The following is a 23,597-nucleotide window of genomic DNA, read 5'->3' on the forward strand; positions in this document are numbered from 1 at the left end:
CACTGATGACCACTCATGCATACCCCGATGGGAGCGGAGGGAACATCGGGGCGGTCCGGGCGCGTTGGACCGGATATGACTGCTCCAGCAATTGTGTACACCCGCACCGGCGATTCGTCCGTCCTCGAACTGCAGTATCGCGAGGTGACCGAGCCCGGCGCAGGCGAAGTGCGTGTTCGCATCGTGGTCTCCGGCGTCAATCCGACGGACTGGAAGAACCGAACCGGCTCCGGACCGGGTGAGAAGCTGGCATTCGACGAGGTGGTGCCCAACCAGGACGGTGCCGGAGTGATCGACGCGGTCGGCTCCGAGGTCGACGGCCTGGCCGAGGGAGATCGTGTCTGGGTCTACCTGGCCCAGCATCAGCGTCCGACCGGAACAGCACAGTCCTTTGCAATTCTGCCTGCTTCCCGGGTGGTTCCTCTGCCCGACGGCGTCGGCTTCGACGTGGGCGCGAGCCTCGGCGTGCCCGCGATGACGGCACACCGTGCGCTGACCGTCTCCGAGGACGGACCCATTCGGCTGCACCCGGGCGCGTTGGACGGCAAGTCGGTTCTGGTCGCCGGTGGTGCCGGTGCCGTCGGCCATGCTGCGATCCAGTTGGCCCGATGGGCAGGCGCGACCGTGGTGACGACTGTCAGTGGACCGGAGAAGGGCGCACTGGCGACCGCCGCGGGCGCTCACCACGTGGTGAACTACAAGGCCGGTGACGCCGCCGCCGAGATCCGCGAATTGGTTCCCACCGGAATCGATCTCGTCGTCGAGGTTGCTCCCGCACAGAACGCAGCACTCAACGCTGCTGTGGGAGCGAACCGCGCCTCGATCGCGGTGTACGCCAACAACGGCGGTGACACCGTCACGCTCGACGTCCGGCCGAACATGGTGCTGAACACTCGCTACCAGTTCGTGCTGCTCTACACCGTGGGCGACGAGGCTCTGCGGAACGCCGAAGAAGACGTCAGCGCGGCGGCAGCAGCAGGTGTGCTCGAAGTGGGTGACGCCACCGGCCTACCGCTGCACCGCTACTCGTTGAGCGAAACCGCTGCAGCACACGACGCCGTGGAGAACGGAGCCGTCGGCAAGGTGCTGATCGACGTCGCCAGCGAATAATTCAGGTGATGACCGGCAACGTGGACCAAGGGAAAACGATCCACCTGCCGGTCATACGCTGCCAGTAGTACTGCTGCTCAACGATTCTGAGATCGGCAGGCGCTGACCAACGCCCCAACATCGGAGGCTGCGACTTCGGGGTGATCGCGTTCGGCACATTCGTCGATGCGGGCAACCACGAATCGAGTGCACGCCCGGTCGGATCGGAGCAAACCAGGCTGGTCTCAGGTTTGGTAGAGGGCGTCGAGGTCGAATTTGCGGAGATGGTGTTTCGTGCGGTCGAGGTCTCCGGTGGTGGTTCTCCCAGGTCTTGAATGCAGTCGGGTAGTTATGACCCCATTCGGCGGCTTTGAAGTCATCGAGAGCGGCCTGGGCCGCATCGACGGTGGGCGCCGGTATAGATCGACCGTAGTGACGACGCCACCGCCTTGCGGTCGCCGTAGGACACGAACCGCATCGACGCACTGGCCGGTGTCGATCTTGGCCATCACCTCATCGAGCGCACCGAGGCCTTCAGTGCATCGAACGCGCTGGGCTCGGATCGATCGATATTGCCGCTGTCGGTGCCGCCGTTATGATTGTTGCCCACAGTCATGGTCACGATGATGCTCCATCCGTGTCAGCTCGTACTTACACAAACCATCTGACACGCCCTGCTGAGAGATGAGCGCTCAACGATCGTCAGCGGCGGATTCTTTCCACCGTGCACGCAGAGCAGGAAGCTGGCACATCTCACGAAAGCTCTCCTCTCGCAAGAGCTGACGACTTTCCGGGTGCATGTGCAAATGCTGCAGTACAGCGAAGAGCATGTTCGGCTCCATGGGAAGGAGATGCAACGCAACTCGATAGTTTCCATTTTTGAAAGCCCATGACGGACCATGCACCTCGGCCCCCTCGGCGACGCGTAGGTCAACAATCGGAACCGCGAGCGGGGCGAAACCGTATCCGTAGGCAATCGAATCCGGGATCACTTCCTCGATCCGATCCCAACACGCACGCGCTCCCGACCTGCGATGCCAGAACGGAGCATCCCGCTTCTCCTCGATCTCAACTCCATCTGCGGTCAGACGCAAAGTCACCCTGACCTGGGTCAACACGACGAACAACAAAATCAACATGGCAGTAATCGCCCCGACGCCGGACAGTACGGCCCCAAACCAACCCGCTCCGCCGGCGGGGATCAGCGACGACCAACCCATGAACCACGACAAGACCGACAGTGCGGCGCACACGAACAGCCCCGACATAATCACCAACAACAGGATGTTGCTCAGCCTGGGGCTGGCGATGGTGACAGCAGGACCACTCTCGAAATGAACATGACGCAAAGCGGATCGTGAAACAAAGCGAAAACCCGCGCGATCGAACAAACCTGCTGAGCATCCCACCAGCAGCATCGCCAGTCCGAGGTAACTCACTGGTACTGCTATGCCCGACCACGAACGAATTGAGTTCAGTGCCAGCGAGCCGATCGGCACTGCGGCCAGAAGCAGGAACAGTGCCGCCGCCAACGCGAACCAGGAGAGCCTCTGCGGCCACTGCGGTTTCCACTGCACCGGACTTGATCCCCCTTCCTGCGCACATCGTTCTACTTCCACCATGACTGCAATCCTTTCGTCGCTAGATACGCTGTCACGCCACCTGCGACAACTCCGACCACAAATCCCGCTGCGGTTCCCACACCTGGGACAGGAACGAGCGTTCCGATTGCTGCACCCGTCGCGCCCGCAGCCAACCAACCAGCGGCCACCCCTGCCCCGGCACCGATCGCATTGCTTGTCACGGCCACCGAGGGGTCCATACCGCTTCTGATGTCGTTGCTGATACCCGGAACCGTCCCGACCACCACCCCGGCAGGTCCGAAGCGCCGACCGATCGTGAGCGCAAGGTCGTCCGCTGAAGCCGTGGCTGCACTCGTCAGAGCACGCCCGGTCGCATCCGTCATAGCACCGATAATTCCAGATGCCGTCCCCGCTTCAATCGCTGCTCGATCCGGTGCCCAGTCGATTCCAGGACTTGCAGCACGACTACTGGGGTTAGCTTGGGCGTTCGAAGGATTAGGCACTGGTTCCCATTTCTCGGTGAGTGGGTTCCATGCCGTGTTCATTTCACTGCTCTCATCGAACAGTCCGGTGGGCGAGCGATCAGGATTCAACGCGATGAGATCACCGTCAGGTATCAGCACCGACTGCGTACCTTCGTTGTTCAACGTAGTGGTGTAGTTGTTGCCGTCCTCGTCGAGTGCGCCGGAATGCACATACGAATTCGATTGATCCGGGTTCGTGATGGCCGAATCGTACGAACCGTCGTCGTTGGCAGCCCAATTCGCCGTCGAGGTGGTGCCGTCCTGGTTCGCCACCACAGTGCTGCCCTCGGTGTTCGCCGCGTTCGCCTCGGACAACGCATCCGGCGACGCGCCGTTGGTCGGGCTGCCGGTGGTCCACGTCTCGGTTGAGGACTCATCCGAGCTGACATCGGTGTTGTTGTACGACGCTGCACCCCAACTGTCGTCGGACCAGGTGTTGATGTTTCCTCGACCGTCATCGTTGGTCCTGGTGTCGGTCCACGTGCCGTCTTCGCGAGTGATGCGAGTGTCGACCGCTTCCGCATTGATCAGCGTGTGCGTGGCGGTTTGTCCACCAGGAAGAGCCTCGGTCCACGTCTCTCCATCAGAGCGGCCGGTGGTATCCACCATCCCGATCTTGTCCTCGGGAGGATCGGCGAGGATCGGATACAGAATGTTCTCGATGCCCACGGTGTCGACGACCTGGACCAGATGTCCGTCGCGGATCTCGTAGTGCGTGGGAATCGGTGTGCCGTCGGCGGCGTACGCCCACGGCGCGGCGACCCTCGACACCGAATTTCCGTCGGCGTCGACGACGGTCACCGAACCATCCGGATCGACCGACATGTGGCCACCGGGCGGCACCGTCACCGGAATCACCGATTCGTGCGACGACGACCGGTCGTGGATCAAGAACAACGTACGACGACCCCCACCCGGATCGGGGACGGTGATCTTCGACTGCCCACCGGGGGCATACGCCATCAACGGCGAAGCAACAGTGCCGACCGCTTGGGACAGAACCGATTCCGGAGTCCGGGCACCGACCGGGGAACGACGCCCACGCACTCCGATCCCGCCGGCAGTGAACGCGGCGGCACCGACCAACACGAGTTCGAGATACCGATCACGATCCGCTCCCTCCCCGGATGCGGAGGACCCCGCGTCCGGAACCGGTTGCGCTGCTGCGGCATTCGAATCGGTATCGGTGGGTATCGGTCCGGGACCCCGATCGGGAATCGGCGGGGTCGCGGTGCGCGGGATCGTATCGGATTCGGTATCCGACACCGCGACAGGGGTGGGGGCGGGGGTGGGTGTTTCGTTGCCCGGCGAGGACGGGGAAATATCCGCTGGCACCTCGATCGCGGGGACCGCCACGATGGGGGTGCCGTTGTAGGTGGGGAAGTTCGTCGGAGCGTTCGCTCCGACGTTCGGGCCACCGCCGGGTGCTTGCGCGCCCGGCAGCCCGGCCGTGCTCGTCGGCGGAGCAGTCGTGGTCGTGGGCGGTGCGGTCAGGCACGGGTTGATGTACTCCGGTGGGATCGGAGAGCCCGGAGGTAGAGAGGCGATCAGGTTCAGATAGATCTGATGATCACGCGCCCGCACCGCCGCACAATCCTCTTCCGGTGTCGCATACGCCGGCCCTGCTGCGAGCACGATCGCGGCACCGATCACTGCGGCGGTCCCGGCCAACAATGCCCCGACAGCGAGGACTCCCGCCACCGACCTGCGTAGCGTCGGGTTCCTCGATGCCGCAGTCGGTTCCGATATCGGTTCCGGCCTCATCGGTGGTCCTGGGCCGCCGTCTTCCGGACCGTGGCAACCACTCTGTCGGTGCCCCACCAGAACACCCGCCCAGCGATCGACATCCACACAAAGAACGCCAGATACACCAGGATCGTCCCGTGCTCGTCAGCCCACCCGGCGAGGCGTCCGATCACCGCGAACGCCACAACAAGCAACCCGAGCCCGAACAGTGTCGCGATGACCGCTGTCGAGGTTTCGTTGCGTGCTGCGCCGACGTGGCGGGTCGGTGGGGTCATCGGGTCGACCGGTGAAGTGGTCATCGAAGTAGTCCTCAATTCCTTTCCCCGCCAACCGGCATGCGGGACACGCGGTGCTTGTCTACCGGGGTGGGCGGCGGGAGCAGATGGAGCTTCCGGACCGAACACGGTGGGGTCGAACTTCTCGGTCGACGAACACGGTGGGTGTCAATCGAACGATCACTGTCCGTGGCCGGAGTCAGATAGTCGACCGGGCCGCAGGGCTGTGTCAGAGCCAAGTGGGGTCGGAATACACGAACACACTGTTGTCCGAGGTCGACGTCGACACCGCGAACTGCGCGTAGGTGCGGATCGTGACCGGTCCCATGCACGCATCGACCTTCACATGCACGTTCTCCGCCGTGATCGAGGCCTTCGATGATTCGAGATCCTTGATGCCGAGCGGAATAGTGGTGATCGTTCCCGGAGCGATGGTGGCCTGAATGCTCGGGTTCACCGAGGCGTTGACACCGATATTCGCCGAGGGAACCCCCGAGATGGACACACCCACCGATGGACCGAACGAGAACCCGAGCCCCACACCGAGTCCGGAGGAGACATCGATCTGGCACCCGATCTGCAGGCCCTGTTCGATGTATCCGGTTTTCACCGCCGTCTCACCGGCACCGGTGATGGTGCCGGTGACCTTCGCCGAGACGAACCCCTCGCGCGTGAACGCCGTCGTCGCCACGTTCGGAACCGGGTTGACCGACAGGTTGCTGGCAGTGAGATCCAACGTCCAGCCATCATCGGTGACCGTGCTCGCGAACTTGTCGGCCAACGGCGTCGGCGTCGCCGACGCGGTGCCCGCGAACGCAGCAGAACCCACCATCACTGCTGCCGACACCACCGCACAACCAGCCACGGCCCTCGATATGCCATGTCCCCGCACCGTCGAACCAGTGGTAGCGCGTGCCATCGTTTCCATGAGCGAGTCTCTCCGTACGCGTGTCGGTGATTCCACCGACCACAATGGTTGCTGAAAGATAACTGCAGATCTGCCCGGGACGGTACAACACCCCACACATCCCCGACAGGCCTTCGACACCCGAATCACGCCGGCGACACCCCTACCCGGGCGTGACAGAAACATCTCCGGACACGCACGACCAGGCGGTTTACCGCGTCACAGCGAGTGACGCACCTCATAGTCACAGAATGGTGACGACCCAAAGCGAATGGAAATTTCCAGCAACCCTGGCGCAGTGGTTGTTACGAGGGCACGCTCTGCAATGTCCGAAGCCGCGCTTCCCCAGCGAGTCGGTTTCGAGCCACTCGACGGGCGCTTCACAGAACTGCTGTTTGCCGCGGCTCCGAGGCGGCACCCTCCACGTACCGTATGTACCATCTGTCGTACCGCGATGCCCGCGGGCATGCACTATGCGAGTTCGAGAGGCAGCTTCAACGGTGACACGACACCTGAATTCGGCAGCGTCGACGCCGATCATTCCCACAGCAGGCGTGCTCAGTTGCTGAGAGCGGCACGCTGCGCAGCGACCTTCCTGCTCGTTCCGGCCACGGTGACCGTTCTGGCCAGAACGGTCGTAGCTCGCGCCGGCCGCACAGAAGGCGTCCAGCACAGCACCGAAGACTGCAGCGGGTGCGGTCTGGTCGTTTACGACGGCCGCCGAGTTGGCGCGATGATCGCGCCCGAACCTGGCTGGACCGTGGGTGACGACGAGCAGTATTGCCCGGACTGCTCGGCCACCAGATTCCACACCTGGGGCTACACGTAGCAGTCGAACACGGTGCGCCGATGCCCCTTCGAACTCCGGCCGACACGATCGATCACGTCGACCACCCCGGCCCGACGGCGCAATGGTCTGGACCGGTAGCTCAGGTGATGACCGGCAACGTGGACCATGGAAAATTGATCCACTTGTCGGTCTCTCGCCACGAATAGTCCGGCTGCACAATGGTTCTCGACTTGGTGTAGATCACGGCCGACCGCACGTCGAGCGTGTGTGCCTTCAACAGGTCGATCACCAGAGCCAGAGTGCGGCCGGAATCGGCCACGTCGTCGACGACGAGCAGCTTCTTGCCGACGATTGCGTCGGTGTCCAGAAGAGGTTCGAGGACAACAGGATCGGGCAGGGTCTCCTCGATGTCGGAGTAGAACTCGACATTGAGGGTGCCGGCGGCCTTGACGCCCATCGCGTAGGAGATCGCACCCGCGGGGATGAGCCCACCGCGAGCGATCGCGATGACGATGTCCGGAACGAACCCGTCGTCGACGATCTTCTCGGTCAGGTCGCGCGACGCGTCTCCGAACGTCGCCCACGTCAGCACTTCACGTTCCGGTTCGGTCATGCCGCATCACTCTACCCAAAGCAATTTTGCCGATACAGCAAATAGGTTTGCGTCGACGGCCGGCAGCGGGCAGTCTCGAATCATGGCCGACCACACACATGCTCACACCCATCCTGCCGACCGGACCCACGCAGAGCCGGATTTCGAGAACGGTGCCTTCGACGAAGCATTCTGGGACGACCTCTACAACCAGCGCACCACCATCTGGAGCGGAAATCCCAACGCCGTGTTGGTACAGGAGGCATCCGAACTGACCCCGGGCCGCGCCTTGGACATCGGCTGCGGGGAAGGTGCCGACTCACTGTGGCTGGCCGGTCGAGGCTGGAACGTGACCGGTGTCGACATCTCCGACGTCGCCCTCGGCCGCGCCCGCGCGGCACAACAGGCACTCGAGCCGTTGACTCTCGCCGTGAACTGGCAACAGGAAGACGTTCTGGCCTGGACTCCCCCGGCCGCGGCGTTCGATCTGGTGTCGGTGCACTTCCTCCAGGTGCCACCGGACGAGCTCGACCTGACCACCCGCAGGTTCGCCGCAGCGGTCTCGCCGAAGGGGCGTCTGCTGATCGTCGGGCATAGTCCCAGCGACAGCCACGCCTCTCAGCACCCGGCCAAGCACCGACTGTTCGCACCGGAACCGGTCGTCGCTGCGGCGGGCGACGGGTTCGAGGTGATCCACGCCGAACACCGCACCCGTACGACGCCGGACGGCGATGAGCGAATCGACACGGTCGTGGTGCTGCAGCGCCGCTAAACTCGGGCAGTGTTCTCGCAGTCGACGTATCGAATACCCCTGGCCGTCACCTTCGTCGTAGCGCTGATCGTGCTCTTCACCCCCGCGTCCGGGGTGCCCTCGGGATTCCAGCACAGCGACAAGATCATCCACTTCGTACTGTTCGCGGCCCTGGCGTACACCTCGCGCCTGGCCGGAATCGACTGGATCCGAACCGCACTGTGGGTACTGGCGTTCGCGGCGATCTCGGAGGTCCTGCAGGCGATCCTGCCTCTGGGACGCTCCGGATCGGTCGCCGACGCTCTCGCCGACGCCACCGGAGTTGCTGTGGGCCTGGTCGCGGCGAGTCGGGTTCTACCGCAGCGCGTCGGACGTGCGTCGGACCTGCACTAGACTGACTCTGCACCGGGGTTCCTCGGCCAGCGCGCAACTCCGGAAGGAACGTCATCACCTCGTCTTCTGCCCCGCACGATATCTACCTCGTTCCACCGGAGCACGAGACCAACGATGCCGTCACCCGAGAATCTGCCGCATCCGCAGCGCGACTGAGCGAGCGATCCGACGTCGTCAGTCACGACGGCCGCTACGCACTGACCATCACCTCCACCACCCCGCACCAGGCGATGGTCGAGGATCTGCTGTTCATGCGCGCCGTGCTCGACGCCGCACGCATCAAGTACCTGCTCGTTCGCGGCAACGACGAACGTCCCGTCATCGCCATCGAACTGGCCGCACGCGAGGCGTTGACCACGGCACTGGTGCACGCCTGCCGCGCCGAGCCGTTCTACTCCAAGACCGTCGACGCCCGTGGCAAGGCAGTGCTGGTGGCCGACGGGTCGCTGTCTCCGTCCGCGAACGCACGAATCGTGCGCCTGTACCGCCCGCGGGTCGAGCCGTTCAGCGGTCTGTACTACGGCGCGTCCACGGCGGTACAGATCGAACTGTGGTCGTTCTCCCCGTCCGAGATCGTGCTGCCGATCGAGAATTCGCTGACCAGGCGCAACATCCGGCCAGACGAGGCCGTCCGCGGTACCGTCGAGCGCTTCGGCAGAACGTGGCCGACCATCGAGAACATGTTCGCCGACCACGCGTCGGACATCAATTTCGACATCGACATCGTCTTCTCCTGGGTCGACGGCTCCTCCGCCGAATTCCAGGCTCAGCGCGCGCGGCGAATGGCGAATTACGTCGTCGGTGAGGGTGACGATTCGGCTGCCCGCTACCGGCAGATCGACGAACTGAAGTACGCGCTGCGGTCGATCCACCTCTACGCACCGTGGATCAGACGCATCTTCGTCGCCACCGATTCGCCGAGGCCGGCGTGGCTGGCCGACCATCCCAAGGTGACGTTCGTACCGAGCGAGGCCTTCTTCGTCGACACATCCGTTCTGCCGACCCACAATTCGCAGGCCGTCGAAAGCCAGCTGCACCACATCCCCGGGTTGTCCGAGCACTTCCTGTACTCGAACGACGACATGTTCTTCGGTCGACCGGTGAGCCCGTCGATGTTCTTCTCCCCCGGCGGGATCAGCATGTTCATCGAGGCGACGACCCGAATCGGGTTGGGATACAGCGACGCCGACCGCAGCGGCTTCGAGAACGCAGCCCGCGTGAACCGTCGGATCCTGCAGAACCGCTTCGGAATGACCACGACCCGACACCTCGAACACGCGGCAACCCCGTTGCGGCGCAGCGTGATGCAGGAAATGGAGAACGAGTTTCCGGACGAGTTCGCGTCCACTGCCGCCAGCGCCTTCCGCGCGAGCACAAACATCTCGGTGACCAACTCGCTGTACCACTACTACGCACTGATGAGCGGCCGGGCTGTGGTCCAGAAGGACGCCAAGGTCCGGTACATCGACACCACCACCGTGGCGGGCCTGGACACGATGGAGAAGCTGCTCCCCAAACGATCAGTGGACTTCTTCTGCCTCAACGACGGCAGCTTTCCGGAGGTCGACCTGGACCTGCGCACCCGCACCGTGACTCAGTTCCTGGACAAGTACTTCCCCATCGTCGCACCCTGGGAACGCTCCAGAACCGACGAACGCTGACGCTCAGGCGTCGCTGAACGTCTTGCGCCTCGCACTGTCTGCGATGGTGACTCCCGCTTCGCTCAGCCTGCGCGCGGTCTCCTGAGCCGAGACCGGTTCTCCCACTGTGTCGTACGAGCCCGTCGGTACCACAGAGTGCACGACGGTGTCCTCGTAGACGTGGACCAGGTTGTATCCCTGGGCACCGTCGCGACCGCGCAATCCGCCTGCGGGCACGTTCAGATCCTGGGTGTAGCACGTGGCCGACGCCACCGAGACGGGAATACCCGCGAACGTGGCCGTCGTCGAATAGTGCAGGTGCCCAGCGAGAATGGATCGCACGTCGGTTCCGCGCAGCACGTCGGCCAGGCGCGGCTGATCGATCAGCTCGACCAGTACCGCGAGATCGAGCACGGTCGGCACCGGCGGATGATGCATCGCCAGGATCGTGCCGAACTCGGCGGGCGTGGCGAGTGTGTCGGCGAGCCAGGCCAATTGCTCGTCGCCCAGCTCACCGTGATGACGGCCGGGAACCGTCGTGTCCAGTGTGACGACACGGAGACCGTCGACGTCGTGGACGCGGTCTATGGACTGCACGGTCGGTTCGGCGTCGAGAAGCTTCTGGCGGAACGTCGCACGGTCGTCGTGATTACCCATCGCCCAGACGATCTGCGCACCGAGTTCCTCGGCCACCGGCTCGACCAACGCCCGCAGCTTCTCGTAGGCACCGGCCTCGCCCTTGTCCGTCAGGTCTCCGGTGAACACCAACGCGTCGGGACGCACACCCGAGTTGCGTACGTCGGTCATCACTTGTTCGAGCCGCAACTCACTGTCCACGCCGCCGTACAACCGACCGCCACCGTCGACGAGATGCGTGTCGCTGACGTGCAACAAGCAGTGATGGGGGCGTGGGTACTCGGCCATCCGAGACTTCATCGAACTCTCGCTCACGATCGGACCTACCGTTTTGCGATCGCCCGGGTCGGACGAACGCCACTGCTGCAAGCCAAGCATACGAGCGTTCACTGAGAAGAAGCTGGTCGGATCTCGGCGGTGAACACCGCACGAACTTCCGGCGTGTGACAAATTGTGGGCATGACGAAACCGAAGTTGATCACACTTCTCGCAACTGCAGGACTGACGGTGGGATCGATGGTCGGCATCGGCGTCGCGCCCGCTGCCGCGCAGGAGCTGCCGACCGTGGTGCTGGTGCACGGAGCCTTCGCGAACAACACCAGCTGGGACGGCGTCGCCGAGAACCTCCGCGGCCGCGGCTACCCCGTGGTGACGGCGGACAACTCGCTGCGCGGGCCGGCAGTCGACGCGGCCTCGGTCACCGATGTCGTCGAGAGTATCGACGGTCCGGTGATCCTGGTGGGCCATTCGTACGGCGGCACGGTGATCAGCAACGTGCATGCCGACAACGTGGAAGCACTCGTCTACGTCGCCGCGTTCATGCCCGTAGAAGGTGAACCCGTCGCTCTGGAACTCGACCCCATCCGATTCCCGGTGACCGCGCTGGTGCCGCCGGTGATCGGCCTGACGATCGTCGACGACGCGTCGAACATCATCGGTAAGAACGTCGATTCATACATCACGCCCGCACTGTTTCGCCCGTTCTTCGCGCCCGATGTGAGCGAGGAGCAGGCCGCGCGCATGGTCGCGAATCAGAAGACGATCGCTGCCGGTGCACTGCTCGAGCCGAGCGGTCCGCCGTCCTGGGCGCACACGCCGTCGTGGGCGCTGATCCCCCAGCAGGATCAGATCATCCCGACCTCCGCCGAGCGGTTCATGGCGCAGCGGGCGGGCGCTCAGGTGACCGAGGTGCCGGGTTCGCACGCGATCCTGGTCTCCAACCCCATGGCCGTGTCCGATCTTGTCGTCGCGGCAGACGCGGGTAGCTGACACCTCACGAAACGAACTCGGGCCCGGCCACCTGTCGAAGGTGGCCGGGCCCGAGGAGTTTCATGACGAGCGTCAGATCCCGATGAGGTCGTGATCGGCTACCTTCGACGCCAGAATGCGCAGGTGCTCGTCGGCACCACCGAGAGTGTGCTCGATGGCCACCAGCCGACTGGTGTAGTGCCCGACCGGATATTCGGCCGTGACGCCGATTCCGCCGTGCAACTGGATGGCCTCCTGGCCGATCTTGCGACCGGACCGCGAGATCTGCAGCTTCGCGCGCGACGCGATCGTCGTGTCGACGTTGCCGTCCGCCAACGACATCGTGGCGTACAGACTCATGCTGCGGGCGAGTTCGAGCAGCACGTACATGTCCGCCGCCCGGAAGGTGAGCGCCTGGAACTTGGCCAGCGGAACCCCGAACTGCTTGCGCGCCTTGAGGTAATCGGTGGTCAGCCGCAACGCCTCCTCCATGGCACCGATCGCCTCGGCGCACAACGCAGCCTGAGCCCGCACCTCCGCACCGGTGATGGCCGCTGCCGCGTTCTCGGCGGTGCCGAGCGGTTCGGCTGCGACATCGACGAATTCGATCTGAGCGGCGCGCTGACCGTCGTGGGTGGCGTAGGACTTGCGCGTGAGACCGGTCGCGTCGGCATCGACCACGAACAGTCCCGTTCCACCGGTGGGCAGCGCGGCACTGACGACGATCACGTCTGCGCTACCGCCGTGCGGAACCGGGTTCTTGACGCCGTTGATCGACCACGAACCGCCGTCCTCGGTGGCGGTGGTGGCGACCTCGATGTTGGGCCAGCGGCTGCCGGATTCGTTGTGCGCGAACGCCAACATCGACGACCCCTCGGCCACCGGCGGCAGCAGCCGCGCGCGCTGGTCGGCGCTACCGAGCTCGGAGATCAACCCGCCGGGGACGAGGACGGCGTCGAGAATCGGCTCCGGTGCGAGCCGTCGTCCGACCTCGGTCATCACGGCCATGATCTCCACGGGACCGGCGTCCATCCCGCCGTCTTCCTCGCTGAACGTCAGACCCAGCAGGCCGACCTCGGCCAACTGCTTCCAGACGTCGGTGCTCCAGCCCAGCTCACCGGCAACGATCTTGTTGCGCTTCTCGGTGTCGTAGGCCCGCGTGAGCACCTCACGAGTGGTGTCGCGCAGCAGCTTCTGCTCTTCGTTGAGTTCGAAATCCATGTCTTCAGATGCTCCCTTACAGTCCGAGAATCGCAGAGGCGATGATGGTGCGCTGAACCTCGTTCGAGCCGCCGTAGATCGACACCTTGCGGTAGTTGAGATACCCCGGTACCGAGCGCTGCGCCCAGCCCTCGCTCTCGATGTCCTCGCCCGCCTCGTAGGGCAGTGAGTCCGGCCCGGCAACGTCCATCAGCAATTCGGTCGTGGCCTGCTGCAGTTCCGATCCCCGCAGCTTGAGGATGGACGACGCCGGATTCGGCTTGCCGTCGTCCGAGCTGGACACCAAACGCAGCTGAGTCAGCTCGAGGGCGAGCAGTTCGTTCTCGACCTCGGCCATCTTGGCCGCGAACAAGGGGTCCTCGAGCAGCGTGCCGCTGCCGACCTTCGTCTGTGCTGCGTGCTTCTTCGCTTGTCCCAGATGCACTTTGGTGTGTCCGGCACGGGCGACGCCGGTGCGCTCGTTGCCGAGCAGGAACTTGGCGTAGCTCCAGCCCTGGTTCTCCTCGCCCACGAGGTTCTCCGCCGGAACGCGGACGTTGTCGAAGAAGACCTCGTTGACCTCGACACTGCCGTCGATCAGCTTGATGGGGCGCATCTCGATGCCGGGAGTGTTCAGATCGATCAGCAGGAACGAGATTCCGGCCTGCTTCTTCGGCGCATCCGGGTTGGTGCGCACGAGCGCGAAGATCCAGTCGGCGTACTGGCCGAGCGTGGTCCACGTCTTCTGTCCGTTGACGATGTAGTCGTCACCATCGCGGATGGCGGTGGTGCGCAACGACGCCAGGTCCGATCCGGCCTCGGGCTCGGAGAAGCCCTGGCACCACCAGATATCGAGGTTCGCCGTCTTGGGCAGGAACTTCTCCTTGAGCTCCTGAGAGCCGAACGTCGCGATGACCGGGCCGACCATCGAGGCGTTGAACGCCAGCGGCTCGGGCACCGACGCCAACTGCATCTCATCGAGCCAGATGTGACGCTGCACAGCGGTCCAGTCGCGGCCACCGAACTCCGCGGGCCAATGCGGCACCGCCAAGCCGTTCTCGTTGAGGATTCGCATGGTCGTGACCACCTCGTCCTTGCTCAACTCCTGACCCGTCGCGCTCTTCTCGCGAATCTCGGCGGGGACCTTCGTGGTGAAGAACGTCCGCATCTCGTCACGGAACGCGGCCTCTTCTTCTGTGAGGGCAAGATTCATCGACAATCCTCCAAGCTCGTTCGCGTATCTTCGTATCGACCGTACTCCCTGGTAACTCTGGGATATTCTCCGCTCACTATGACTCTTCTGGCACTGGTTCGGCACGGTGAAACGAACTGGAATCTGCACGGGCGTCTGCAGGGCTCTTCGGACATTCCTCTCAACGACACCGGCCGCGCCCAGGCCCGCGAGGCCGGCCACGACCTCGAGTACCGGGCCTGGGACCACCTGGTCAGCTCCCCGCTGATCAGAGCGGCGGAAACTGCAGACATCATCGGCGCGCACCTGGGCCTGACCCGCACCGCCGAGTTCCCCGATCTGGCCGAGCGGCATTTCGGTGACGCCGAGGGGTTCACCGATTGGGATGCGTACTCGCACTGGCCGGACGGCCGGTATCCGGGCTTGGAGCCGCGATCGAACCTGATCGTGCGAGGCGTGCGCGGCGTGGACGAGATCGCCTCGCGCTATCCGGACTCCGCGGTGATCGCCGTTGCGCACGGAGGCGTCATCCGGGCGATCTTCGACGCGATCCGGCGACGCCACTCACCCCGCATCCTCAACGCCGGCGTTTCCACCCTCGAACACGACGGTTCTCGCTGGACCGTTCGCACCATCAACGGCGTCCCGGTCTGACAGAGTTTTCCTTCATGGAGATCGAACGTCGCATCACCGAACTGGGCTTCACGTTGCCCGGCGAACCGACCGCCCCACCTGGTTTCGAGTTCTCGTTCGAGTGGGTGCGCGTGCGCGGCAACCGGGTCTTCGCCTCGGGCCATTCACCTCTGGCGGAAGACGGCGCCCTGGCAGGCCCGTTCGGCGCGGTGCCGTCCGAGGTGAGTCTCGACGCCGCCACCGACGCCGCGCGCGACGCGGCTCTCGCCGTGCTGGGCAGCCTCGCCCGTGCGATCGGTGACCTCGATCGAATCAGCGCATGGCTGACCGTGACCGGATCGGTCAACGCCGACCACGGATTCACCCAGACCACCACCGTCGTCAACGGCTTCTCGGATCTGGTGCTCGCCATCTTCGGTCCGGAGATCGGTGCCCATGCCCGCACCGCACTCGGGGTGGCTGCACTGCCGATGAACAACACCGTGGTGGTGTCAGCGGAACTGGAGATGGACGGGTAGGTTCTGCTCCACTCGTACATACGGCGAAAGCGGGCGCAGATGGTGCGCAGATCGATTCTTGCTCTGGTCGCGATCCTCATCGGCATCCTGGGATTGTCCGGCTGCAGCTCGTCCTCCCAGTCATTGCCGGACCGGGTGAAGGACGAGGGCGTACTGGTCGTCGGCACCGAGGGCACCTACAGCCCGTTCACCTATCAGGGCGGCGACGGACAACTCACCGGATACGACATCGACGTCATCAACGCCGTCGGGGCCGAGTTGGGCGTACGCGTCGACTTCGTGCAGACCCCGTTCGACTCGATCTTCGCCGGTCTGCAGTCCCAACGCTTCGACCTCATCGCCAACCAGGTCTCGATCACCCCGGCGCGCCAGTCGGCCTACGACCTGTCCACGCCCTACACGGTGTCGGAAGGCCAGATCCTCACCGCCGCAGACGACTCCACCATCACCTCTCTCGCCGACCTGGCGGGCAAGACCACTGCCCAGTCCTCGACGAGCAACTGGGCGGAGGTCGCGGCGGACGCGGGCGCGAACGTCGAAGCCGTCGAGGGATTCGTCCAGGCGGTCACGCTCGTCAAGGACGGCCGCGTCGACGCCACCGTCAACGACTCCCTCGCCATCGCCGAGTACCTGCAGCAGACCGGCGACACCGGAGTGAAAATCGCCGGCGAGACCGGCGACACGACCCTGCAATCCTTCGTGGCCCGCAAGGACAGTGGGCTGATGGACGAGGTCGACACCGCCATCGACACACTCCGCGAGAACGGCACCATCGCCGAGATCTCGAACAAGTACTTCGGCAGCGACGTCGCAGCACCGACCGCGGACACCGTGGTTCCGGAGAGCGATGACGCGGGTTCCACGGCACCGTCCAAAACGCAGCTCGTTCTCGACAACCTGTGGCCGATGCTCAAAGCCACGGTGACCATGACGATTCCGCTGACCGCCATCAGCTTCGTGATCGGACTCGTGATCGCTCTCGCGGTGGCGCTCGCTCGCATCTCGTCGATCACGCCGCTCGCTGCGGTCGCCCGGTTCTACGTCTCGATCATCCGCGGCACTCCGCTGCTGCTGCAGCTGTTCATCATCTTCTACGGGCTACCGCAATTCGGCATCGTGATCTCGCCGTTCCCGGCCGCAGTGGTCGCGTTCTCGCTGAATGTCGGTGGCTACGCGGCCGAGGTGATTCGTGCCGCGATACTGAGCGTGCCCAAGGGCCAGTGGGAGGCCGCACAGACCATCGGGATGGGATACCGAACCACGTTGCAGCGCATCGTGCTTCCACAGGCACTGCGCACCGCAGTACCGCCGTTGTCGAACACGCTGATCTCGCTGGTCAAGGACACCTCGCTCGCATCGACCATCCTCGTGACCGAGCTGCTACGGGTCGCGCAACTCGCGGCGGCACCGACATTCGACTTCTTCACCCTGTACACCGTTGCGGCGCTCTACTACTGGGTGATCTGCATCGTTCTCTCGTTCTTCCAAGGCAAACTCGAAGTCCGACTCGACAGGTACGTGGCCAAATGACAGACCTGCTGGAAGTATCCGCACTGAAGAAATCGTTCGGGCCACTCGAGGTGTTGAAGGACATCTCGTTCGGCGTGCCATCCGGCACCGTCACCGTCATCATCGGCCCCTCCGGATCCGGCAAGACCACGGTGCTGCGCACTCTGAACGCACTCGATCAGGCCGACGCAGGCCTCATCCGCATCGGGGACGTGTCGGTGGATTTCGCTCAGCCGGTCGGCGCGGCGCAGCTCCGGCACTTCCGCGCCCAGAGCGGCATGGTGTTCCAGAGCCACAACCTGTTTCCACACAAGACGGTACTGCAGAACATCATCGAGGGACCGGTGATCGTGCAGAAGCGCGCCAAGGACGACGCCATTCGCGACGCGCACGCAATCCTCGATCAGATCGGTCTCGACGCCAAATCCGACCAGTACCCGTTCCAGCTCTCCGGAGGCCAGCAACAACGCGTCGGAATCGCCAGAGCTCTTGCGCTGCGCCCCAAGCTGATGCTGTTCGACGAACCTACCTCGGCTCTCGATCCCGAACTCGTCGGCGAGGTACTGGCCGTGATCAAAGGCCTTGCCGCGCAGGGCTGGACGATGGTGATCGTCACCCATGAAATCCGCTTCGCGCAGCAGGTAGCCGATCAGGTGCTGTTCATCGAGAACGGCGTCGTCCTCGAACGAGGAACGCCGGAGCAGGTGCTGGTGAACCCGACCGAGCCGCGTACCCGCCAGTTCCTGCAACGGATATTGGCCTAGCGGCCAGTGGAGTGGTTGAGTGCCGCCTAGGGCACTTGATCACTCCACTGCGTCAGCACCTTGTCCAGGGTGATCGGCAGGTCGCGGACTCGGACGCCGGTGGCGTTGTAGACGGCATTGCCGATTGCCGCCGAGGATCCGACTGCGCCGATCTCACCGATTCCCTTGCCGCCCATCGGCGCGAGTTCGGTGTCGACCTCCTCGACCCACATGGCCTCGAGATCGGTGACGTCCGCACACGCCGGGATGTGGTACTCCGCGAGATCGTGATTGGCGAACCCGCCGAACTCGTGATCGGTGATGCCGTTCTCCATCAGCGCCATGCCGAGTCCGAACGTCATGCCGCCGATGAGCTGAGACCTCGCCAGCCGCGGATTCATCACCGCGCCGATGCCGAACACCCCGAGCATCCTGCGCACTCGGACCTCACCGGTGTCGATGTCGACGGCGACCTCGGCGAATTGAGCGCCGAACGCCATGCGCGCCAGCTCCTTCTGGCCCTCGACGTCGTCGGTGGTGTCGGCCTCGGCCGAGTTTCCCGGCTCGTACGAACCCTGCGCCTTCAAGGAGTGGCAGACCTTGGTGACGGCCCAGCCCCACGACGAGGTACCGGAGGACCCACCGGCTCCGGGAGCCGTCGGGAGCGCACTGTCTCCCAGGGCCAGAACCACGGTGTCCGCGTCGACCCCGAGGGCATCGGCCGCGATCTGGCGCAGCACGGTGCGCGCGCCGGTTCCGATGTCCGACGCAGCCACGGACACCGTGATGGTGCCGTCCTGCTCCACTCGCGCCGACGCGGTACTCGGTGAGATCAGCACCGGGTAGCTCGCCGTCGCGACTCCCATTCCGATCAGGGTGTTGCCCTCTCGACGCTGACCGGGCGCGGAATCGCGGCGGTCCCACCCGAACTTCTCGGAACCCTCGCGAAGGCACTGCACCACGCTGCGTGAGCTGAACGGGTTGCCACTGGCGGGATCGACGTCCGGCTCGTTGCGGATACGCAGTTCGATCGGATCGATGCCGGTGGCCACCGCCAATTCGTCGATGGCCGTCTCGACGGCGAACATGCCGGGCGCTTCGCCGGGTGCCCGCATCCACCGCGGCGTTCCGACGTCCAGCTGTGCGAGTCGGTGGGTGGTGCGACGGTTCGGGGCCGCGTAGATGTGGCGAGTGGATTCCGAAGTGTGCTCGCAGAACTCGAAGATCGTGCTGGTCTGCTGAAACGAATCGTGCACGATCGATTGCAGCGTGCCAGCCGAATCAGCGCCAAGCCGAACGTGGTTGAGCGTCGGGGTTCGGTAGCCGACGAGATCGAAGAGCGCCTGCCTCGGCAGCACCAATTTGACGGTGCGCCCGGTGGCTCGCGCGGCCATCGCCGCAAGGATCACGTTGGGCCGAGAGCTGCCCTTGGCTCCGAATCCACCGCCGACGTTCTCCGCGATCACGCGAACGTTCTCTGGCTCGAGGTCGAATGCCGTGGCGAGGTCGCCCTGAACACCGGACGGTGCCTGCGTCGAATCCCACACCGTCAGAATGCCGTCGGACCACTGCGCCGTGGTGGCGTGCGGTTCCATCGGACTGTTGTGCATCGGCGCGGTGGAGTACCAGTGGTCGACGAGGTGCTCGGCCGATGCCAGCGCCGCGTCGGGATCGCCGACGGTGACGTCGGTGGGAAAGCCCGCGTTGACGGACTCGGGTGCGTACAGCGTGCTGTGCTCGGCCGTCAGACCGTTGTCGGGCGAGCGCACATCGGCGTAGTGCACGTTAACTCGGGCTGCGGCGGCGCGGGCGTCCTGGAGAGTGTCGGCCAGGACGACTGCCACGATCTGACCGCGATAGGCGACGGTGTTCGACTGCAGCACATGCAGTTCGGCGTCCTCGAGATCACCCAGTTGCTCGGCGTTGCCGTGCCACAGCACTGCGTGAACCGCGGCGTCGGCGTCCAGTTCGACACGTTCGACCGAGCCCGCAGGAATTGTCGCGGGCACGTACCAGGCGAACAGCTGCCCGACGGCCGGCGGCTGCTCGGCGGCGTACCGAGCCCGGCCGGTGACCTTCGCGATCGATTCGGTGCGCTGAATCGGTTGTCCGATAGATGCCGTCATGACCGATCTCCCGAATTCGTGAGTTCGACCAGGGTGCGGGCGACGAGGTTGGTCACCAGTGGAACTTTGAACGCGTTGTCGCGCAACGGCTCTGCTGCATCGAGTTCGAGTGCGATCGCCCGCCGGAACGACGCCTCGTCGGCGGCCGCGCCGAGCAGCGTGTGCTCGGCCGTTCGGGCCCGCCATGGTTTGTGCGCGACACCGCCCAGCGCGATCGACACCCCACGCACGATCCCGTCCTCGACGTCGAGAGTGGCGGCGACCGAGGCGATCGCAAATGCGTAGGACTGCCGATCCCGAACCTTGCGGTAGGTGGAGACGGTGCCGTCCGCCGGTGCCGGAATCTCGATGGCCGTGACTATTTCGTCTCGCGCCACCGTGTTGTCGCGCTCGGGCGCGTCACCGGGGAGCCGGTAGAAGTCATCGATCTCGACGATGCGCTCACCGTCGACCCCACGTACGACGATGCGAGCATCGAGCGCCGACAACGCCACCGCCATGTCCGAGGGGTGCGTCGCGACGCACGACGGGGAAGCTCCGAGGATCGCGAGATTCCTGTGCTCACCGGTTCGGGCCGGGCAGCCCGAGCCCGGTTCGCGTTTGTTGCACGGCTTCGATACATCCATGAAGTACACGCACCGGGTGCGCTGGAACAGGTTTCCGCCGGTGGTGGCCATGTTGCGCAGCTGACCCGAGGCACCGGAGAGCACCGCCCGTGAGAGCACCGGATAACGCTGACGCACCACCGGGTGCACCGCGAGATCACTGTTGCTCACCCCGGAACCGACACGGAGCGAGCCGTCATCGGATACGTCTATGTCGTGCAACGGAAGTCGCGTCACGTCGATCAGCGTCGTCGGGCCTGCGACTCCGAGCTTCATCAGGTCGACGAGGTTGGTTCCCCCGCCGAGCAACATCGCGTTCTCGTTGTCGGCGAGGCGGGCCACGGCGTCGTCGACGGCGGTGGCTGCGTCGTACTCGAAGGTCTTCACGACGCGTCCCGTACGGCCGACACGATATTGCAGTAGGCACCGCAACGACAGAGGTTGCCGCTCATACGTTCTCGCACTTCATCGGAATCGAGTTCGACGTCGGCGGCCTCGATGTCCTCGGTGACCGCGCTGGGCCAACCCTGCTTGGCCTCTTCGATCACCGCGACCGCCGAACAGATCTGCCCGGATGTGCAGTACCCGCACTGGAAGGCGTCACGATCGACGAAGGCCTGCTGAACCGGATGCAGCGTGTCCCCATCGGCCAGCCCTTCGACCGTGGTGATGTCGCGATCCTGTTGCGCAACTGCGAACGTCAGGCAGCTGTTGATCCGCCGTCCGTCGACCAACACCGTGCAGGCTCCGCACTGCCCGTGGTCACACCCCTTCTTCGCCCCGATCAAATCGAGGTTCTCCCGGAGAGCGTCGAGAAGGGTGGATCGGGTATCGCAGTCGATCTCGCGATCGGTCCCGTTGACACGGAGGGTGACGTTGGTCATGCACGGGCGGATACCCGAGGCCAGGGCCGCCAAACGCTCACGATGGGGTCGTGCGCGGAAATTCGTAGTGGGCTACGAGTTGCCGCGCACGTGCGCGTAGCGCTCTAGCGCCTGCCCTTGTACTTCCCGCCGCCGCTGCGTCCGGGAGGACCGGAATCGGGCTGCAGTTGGATCAACACGCCACTGATGCGGGTGCGGCGCAACGCCTCGACCGTCTCGTCAGCGAGGTCGGCCGGCAACTCCACCAACGAGTGGTCGGGACGAATGCTGATGTGCCCGAAGTCGCTTCGACGCAGACCGCCCTCGTTGGCGATGGCACCGACGATCGCTCCCGGGGCGACGTGATGCCGCTTGCCGACGCTGATGCGGTACGTCGCCATCTCTTGGCCCGTCTTGCGGTGATGCGAGCTGGCCGCATCCTCGTCGAACGTCCGCGGCGGCCGCGGTTCGCGAGGCTCACGGGGTGCACGCGGCGGGGCAGGTGGTTCGGGCTTGAGCAAGAACGCTTCGCCGTCGCGGGACTGAATGGCCAGCGCTGCCGCGATGTCGACCAGGGGCACGTCGTGCTCGCGCTCGTAGTCCTCGATGAGACGACGGAACAGCGCCAGGTTCTCGTTGCCCAGGCTCTCGGTGATGGAGTCCTTGAACTTCGTCACGCGCTGCGCGTTGACGTCGTCGACGCTCGGGAGCTGCATCTCGGTGATCGGCTGACGCGTCGCACGCTCGATGGCCTTGAGCAGGTGCCGCTCGCGCGGTGCGACGAACAGCAGAGCCTGACCGGCCCGGCCCGCGCGACCGGTACGGCCGATGCGGTGCACATAGGACTCGGTGTCGTGCGGGATGTCATAGTTGATGACGTGCGAGATGCGGTCGACGTCGAGACCGCGGGCCGCGACGTCGGTGGCGACCAGGATGTCGATCTGACCGTTCTTGAGCTGCCCGATGGTGCGCTCACGCTGGGCCTGCACGATGTCGCCGTTGATCGCAGCGGCCGAGAAGCCCCGTGCGCGCAGCTTTTCGGCGAGTTCCTCGGTGGCCTGCTTGGTGCGCACGAACATGATCATGGCCTCGAACTCTTCGACCTCGAAGATTCGAGTCAGTGCCTCGAGCTTGCGCTGATGGGCCACCTGGACGTACCGCTGGGTGATGTTCGGTGCCGTCGACGTCTTGGTCTTGACGGTGATCTCCACCGGGTCGTGCAGGTACTGCTTGGAGATCTTGCGGATCGCGGCAGGCATCGTGGCCGAGAACAGCGCCACCTGCTTGTACTCCGGGGTATCGGAGAGGATGCGCTCGACATCCTCCTGGAAGCCCATCTTGAGCATCTCGTCGGCTTCGTCGAGCACGAGGTACTCGAGCCCGGACAGGTCGAGGGTGCCCTTCTCGAGGTGGTCGATGACGCGACCGGGGGTACCGACGATGATCTGCGCGCCCTTGCGCAGCCCGGAGAGCTGGATGCCGTACGCCTGACCGCCGTAGATCGGCAGGATGTGCAGACCGGGAATGTGGGTGGCGTACTTGCCGAACGCCTCGGCGACCTGGAGCGCGAGCTCGCGGGTCGGGGCCAGCACCAGTGCCTGCGGTACCCGACGCGAGACGTCGAGACGCGACAGGATCGGCACCGCGAACGCGGCGGTCTTGCCGGTTCCGGTCTGCGCGAGTCCGACGACGTCGTTGCCTGCCATCAGCGGCGGAATGGTGGCCGCCTGAATGGGCGACGGGCTCTCGTAGCCCACGTCACGCAGGGCCTTCAGGACCCGCTCGTCGATCCCGAGATCGGCGAAAGTGATGTCGTCACCCGTCGCCGAGGACGACTCGCTCGCGCGGACCGGAGCGGAGGCGGACTCATGAGGGGGCGAATTCGTCTCGTCGGACGTCACGGCGGCATCCTGTTCAGTTTCTGAAGTGCTCATATGTCGACAGAGTTTAGTACCTGCTCGGGCCCTGCGAACCCTTCTACGCTGATCAGGTGACGAAAACGGTCGAGACGGCATGCGGTGCGAGCGGCATCAC

22 protein-coding genes are annotated in these 23,597 nt (G+C 64.7%); 10 read left to right on the plus strand and 12 right to left on the minus strand.

The window, feature by feature from the left end:
* Nucleotides 1–75 precede the first annotated feature (75 nt).
* Nucleotides 76–1,110: an NADPH:quinone reductase gene (locus tag AYK61_RS22615; protein WP_121873201.1), complete on the plus strand. Its 1,035-nt coding sequence runs from the start codon at nucleotides 76–78 to the stop codon at nucleotides 1,108–1,110.
* A 671-nt stretch (nucleotides 1,111–1,781) separates the two neighbouring features.
* On the opposite strand, the gene AYK61_RS22620 is transcribed toward AYK61_RS22615, so the two are convergent.
* From AYK61_RS22620 to AYK61_RS22635, 4 genes are all read right to left on the minus strand, one after another.
* Entirely contained in the window at nucleotides 1,782–2,711 is a 930-nt protein-coding gene (locus AYK61_RS22620) for a hypothetical protein (RefSeq protein ID WP_147458389.1), read from the minus strand.
* Nucleotides 2,699–4,960: a hypothetical protein gene (locus AYK61_RS27450; RefSeq protein WP_183130507.1), complete on the minus strand. Its 2,262-nt coding sequence runs from the start codon at nucleotides 4,958–4,960 to the stop codon at nucleotides 2,699–2,701. Before AYK61_RS27450 ends, AYK61_RS22620 begins: the two co-directional genes overlap by 13 nt.
* Nucleotides 4,957–5,241 (minus strand): hypothetical protein, encoded by a 285-nt coding sequence (locus AYK61_RS22630; RefSeq protein WP_259468238.1) that lies wholly within the window; start codon nucleotides 5,239–5,241, stop codon nucleotides 4,957–4,959. Before AYK61_RS22630 ends, AYK61_RS27450 begins: the two co-directional genes overlap by 4 nt.
* 205 nt (nucleotides 5,242–5,446) lie before the next feature.
* Nucleotides 5,447–6,136, minus strand: a complete 690-nt coding sequence (locus AYK61_RS22635) for an MspA family porin (RefSeq protein WP_121873566.1) — start codon at nucleotides 6,134–6,136, stop codon at nucleotides 5,447–5,449.
* Between the two features lie 442 nt (nucleotides 6,137–6,578).
* On the opposite strand from AYK61_RS22635, the gene AYK61_RS22640 reads away from it, so the two are divergent.
* Entirely contained in the window at nucleotides 6,579–6,953 is a 375-nt protein-coding gene (locus tag AYK61_RS22640; RefSeq protein ID WP_147458390.1) for a hypothetical protein, read from the plus strand.
* Between the two features lie 100 nt (nucleotides 6,954–7,053).
* Here AYK61_RS22640 and AYK61_RS22645 read toward each other — a convergent pair whose 3' ends face one another.
* Nucleotides 7,054–7,527, minus strand: a complete 474-nt coding sequence (locus tag AYK61_RS22645; RefSeq protein ID WP_121873204.1) for a phosphoribosyltransferase — start codon at nucleotides 7,525–7,527, stop codon at nucleotides 7,054–7,056.
* 82 nt (nucleotides 7,528–7,609) lie between these two features.
* Here AYK61_RS22645 and AYK61_RS22650 point away from each other — a divergent pair, with 82 nt between their 5' ends.
* From AYK61_RS22650 to AYK61_RS22660, 3 genes are all read left to right on the plus strand, one after another.
* A complete protein-coding gene (locus AYK61_RS22650; RefSeq protein WP_121873205.1) occupies nucleotides 7,610–8,278 on the plus strand; it encodes a bifunctional 2-polyprenyl-6-hydroxyphenol methylase/3-demethylubiquinol 3-O-methyltransferase UbiG in 669 nt (222 codons plus the stop codon).
* Between the two features lie 9 nt (nucleotides 8,279–8,287).
* The gene (locus AYK61_RS22655; RefSeq protein WP_121873206.1) at nucleotides 8,288–8,650 is read left to right on the plus strand and encodes a VanZ family protein; all 363 of its coding nucleotides are present in this window, start codon (nucleotides 8,288–8,290) and stop codon (nucleotides 8,648–8,650) included.
* Nucleotides 8,651–8,880: 230 nt separating this feature from the next.
* On the plus strand, nucleotides 8,881–10,311 hold the full coding sequence (locus tag AYK61_RS22660) for a stealth family protein (RefSeq protein ID WP_121873207.1): 1,431 nt from the start codon (nucleotides 8,881–8,883) through the stop codon (nucleotides 10,309–10,311).
* 3 nt (nucleotides 10,312–10,314) lie between these two features.
* Here AYK61_RS22660 and AYK61_RS22665 read toward each other — a convergent pair whose 3' ends face one another.
* Nucleotides 10,315–11,226 carry a phosphodiesterase gene (locus AYK61_RS22665; RefSeq protein WP_121873567.1) on the minus strand — a complete coding sequence of 304 codons (912 nt, stop codon included), beginning with the start codon at nucleotides 11,224–11,226 and terminating at the stop codon, nucleotides 10,315–10,317.
* A gap of 159 nt (nucleotides 11,227–11,385) precedes the next feature.
* Here AYK61_RS22665 and AYK61_RS22670 point away from each other — a divergent pair, with 159 nt between their 5' ends.
* Entirely contained in the window at nucleotides 11,386–12,195 is an 810-nt protein-coding gene (locus tag AYK61_RS22670) for an alpha/beta fold hydrolase (RefSeq protein WP_121873208.1), read from the plus strand.
* 72 nt (nucleotides 12,196–12,267) lie between these two features.
* On the opposite strand, the gene AYK61_RS22675 is transcribed toward AYK61_RS22670, so the two are convergent.
* The gene (locus AYK61_RS22675) at nucleotides 12,268–13,395 is read right to left on the minus strand and encodes an acyl-CoA dehydrogenase family protein (protein ID WP_121873209.1); all 1,128 of its coding nucleotides are present in this window, start codon (nucleotides 13,393–13,395) and stop codon (nucleotides 12,268–12,270) included.
* 16 nt (nucleotides 13,396–13,411) lie between these two features.
* Nucleotides 13,412–14,587 carry an acyl-CoA dehydrogenase family protein gene (locus tag AYK61_RS22680; protein ID WP_094609740.1) on the minus strand — a complete coding sequence of 392 codons (1,176 nt, stop codon included), beginning with the start codon at nucleotides 14,585–14,587 and terminating at the stop codon, nucleotides 13,412–13,414.
* A gap of 78 nt (nucleotides 14,588–14,665) precedes the next feature.
* Here AYK61_RS22680 and AYK61_RS22685 point away from each other — a divergent pair, with 78 nt between their 5' ends.
* From AYK61_RS22685 to AYK61_RS22700, 4 genes are read left to right on the plus strand one after another with little or no spacing between them, the layout of a single operon-like run.
* Nucleotides 14,666–15,220: a histidine phosphatase family protein gene (locus AYK61_RS22685; protein ID WP_121873210.1), complete on the plus strand. Its 555-nt coding sequence runs from the start codon at nucleotides 14,666–14,668 to the stop codon at nucleotides 15,218–15,220.
* 14 nt (nucleotides 15,221–15,234) lie between these two features.
* On the plus strand, nucleotides 15,235–15,717 hold the full coding sequence (locus AYK61_RS22690) for a RidA family protein (RefSeq protein WP_121873211.1): 483 nt from the start codon (nucleotides 15,235–15,237) through the stop codon (nucleotides 15,715–15,717).
* Between the two features lie 39 nt (nucleotides 15,718–15,756).
* A complete protein-coding gene (locus AYK61_RS22695; protein ID WP_121873212.1) occupies nucleotides 15,757–17,247 on the plus strand; it encodes an ABC transporter permease subunit in 1,491 nt (496 codons plus the stop codon).
* On the plus strand, nucleotides 17,244–17,990 hold the full coding sequence (locus tag AYK61_RS22700; RefSeq protein ID WP_121873213.1) for an amino acid ABC transporter ATP-binding protein: 747 nt from the start codon (nucleotides 17,244–17,246) through the stop codon (nucleotides 17,988–17,990). Before AYK61_RS22695 ends, AYK61_RS22700 begins: the two co-directional genes overlap by 4 nt.
* A gap of 26 nt (nucleotides 17,991–18,016) precedes the next feature.
* On the opposite strand, the gene AYK61_RS22705 is transcribed toward AYK61_RS22700, so the two are convergent.
* The 4 genes from AYK61_RS22705 to AYK61_RS22720 form a co-directional block, all read right to left on the minus strand.
* A complete protein-coding gene (locus tag AYK61_RS22705) occupies nucleotides 18,017–20,095 on the minus strand; it encodes a xanthine dehydrogenase family protein molybdopterin-binding subunit (protein WP_121873214.1) in 2,079 nt (692 codons plus the stop codon).
* A complete protein-coding gene (locus tag AYK61_RS22710; RefSeq protein ID WP_121873215.1) occupies nucleotides 20,092–21,087 on the minus strand; it encodes a xanthine dehydrogenase family protein subunit M in 996 nt (331 codons plus the stop codon). Before AYK61_RS22710 ends, AYK61_RS22705 begins: the two co-directional genes overlap by 4 nt.
* The gene (locus AYK61_RS22715; RefSeq protein WP_121873216.1) at nucleotides 21,084–21,584 is read right to left on the minus strand and encodes a 2Fe-2S iron-sulfur cluster-binding protein; all 501 of its coding nucleotides are present in this window, start codon (nucleotides 21,582–21,584) and stop codon (nucleotides 21,084–21,086) included. Before AYK61_RS22715 ends, AYK61_RS22710 begins: the two co-directional genes overlap by 4 nt.
* A gap of 104 nt (nucleotides 21,585–21,688) precedes the next feature.
* Nucleotides 21,689–23,464, minus strand: a complete 1,776-nt coding sequence (locus AYK61_RS22720; protein WP_121873568.1) for a DEAD/DEAH box helicase — start codon at nucleotides 23,462–23,464, stop codon at nucleotides 21,689–21,691.
* Nucleotides 23,465–23,597: the final 133 nt, after the last annotated feature.

Source organism: Rhodococcus sp. SBT000017, from assembly GCF_003688915.1.
Taxonomy (GTDB): domain Bacteria; phylum Actinomycetota; class Actinomycetes; order Mycobacteriales; family Mycobacteriaceae; genus Rhodococcoides.

Bases quoted from the DNA above. Each gene is read 5' to 3' on its own strand.
- AYK61_RS22615 (WP_121873201.1), top strand. From the start codon at position 76: ATGACTGCTCCAGCAATTGTGTACACCCGCACCGGCGATTCGTCCGTC.
- AYK61_RS22620 (WP_147458389.1), bottom strand. From the start codon at position 2,711: ATGGTGGAAGTAGAACGATGTGCGCAGGAAGGGGGATCAAGTCCGGTG.
- AYK61_RS27450 (WP_183130507.1), bottom strand. From the start codon at position 4,960: ATGAGGCCGGAACCGATATCGGAACCGACTGCGGCATCGAGGAACCCG.
- AYK61_RS22630 (WP_259468238.1), bottom strand. From the start codon at position 5,241: ATGACCACTTCACCGGTCGACCCGATGACCCCACCGACCCGCCACGTC.
- AYK61_RS22635 (WP_121873566.1), bottom strand. From the start codon at position 6,136: ATGGCACGCGCTACCACTGGTTCGACGGTGCGGGGACATGGCATATCG.
- AYK61_RS22640 (WP_147458390.1), top strand. From the start codon at position 6,579: ATGCCCGCGGGCATGCACTATGCGAGTTCGAGAGGCAGCTTCAACGGT.
- AYK61_RS22645 (WP_121873204.1), bottom strand. From the start codon at position 7,527: ATGACCGAACCGGAACGTGAAGTGCTGACGTGGGCGACGTTCGGAGAC.
- AYK61_RS22650 (WP_121873205.1), top strand. From the start codon at position 7,610: ATGGCCGACCACACACATGCTCACACCCATCCTGCCGACCGGACCCAC.
- AYK61_RS22660 (WP_121873207.1), top strand. From the start codon at position 8,881: ATGGTCGAGGATCTGCTGTTCATGCGCGCCGTGCTCGACGCCGCACGC.
- AYK61_RS22665 (WP_121873567.1), bottom strand. From the start codon at position 11,226: ATGAAGTCTCGGATGGCCGAGTACCCACGCCCCCATCACTGCTTGTTG.
- AYK61_RS22670 (WP_121873208.1), top strand. From the start codon at position 11,386: ATGACGAAACCGAAGTTGATCACACTTCTCGCAACTGCAGGACTGACG.
- AYK61_RS22675 (WP_121873209.1), bottom strand. From the start codon at position 13,395: ATGGATTTCGAACTCAACGAAGAGCAGAAGCTGCTGCGCGACACCACT.
- AYK61_RS22680 (WP_094609740.1), bottom strand. From the start codon at position 14,587: ATGAATCTTGCCCTCACAGAAGAAGAGGCCGCGTTCCGTGACGAGATG.
- AYK61_RS22685 (WP_121873210.1), top strand. From the start codon at position 14,666: ATGACTCTTCTGGCACTGGTTCGGCACGGTGAAACGAACTGGAATCTG.
- AYK61_RS22690 (WP_121873211.1), top strand. From the start codon at position 15,235: ATGGAGATCGAACGTCGCATCACCGAACTGGGCTTCACGTTGCCCGGC.
- AYK61_RS22695 (WP_121873212.1), top strand. From the start codon at position 15,757: ATGGTGCGCAGATCGATTCTTGCTCTGGTCGCGATCCTCATCGGCATC.
- AYK61_RS22700 (WP_121873213.1), top strand. From the start codon at position 17,244: ATGACAGACCTGCTGGAAGTATCCGCACTGAAGAAATCGTTCGGGCCA.
- AYK61_RS22705 (WP_121873214.1), bottom strand. From the start codon at position 20,095: ATGACGGCATCTATCGGACAACCGATTCAGCGCACCGAATCGATCGCG.
- AYK61_RS22715 (WP_121873216.1), bottom strand. From the start codon at position 21,584: ATGACCAACGTCACCCTCCGTGTCAACGGGACCGATCGCGAGATCGAC.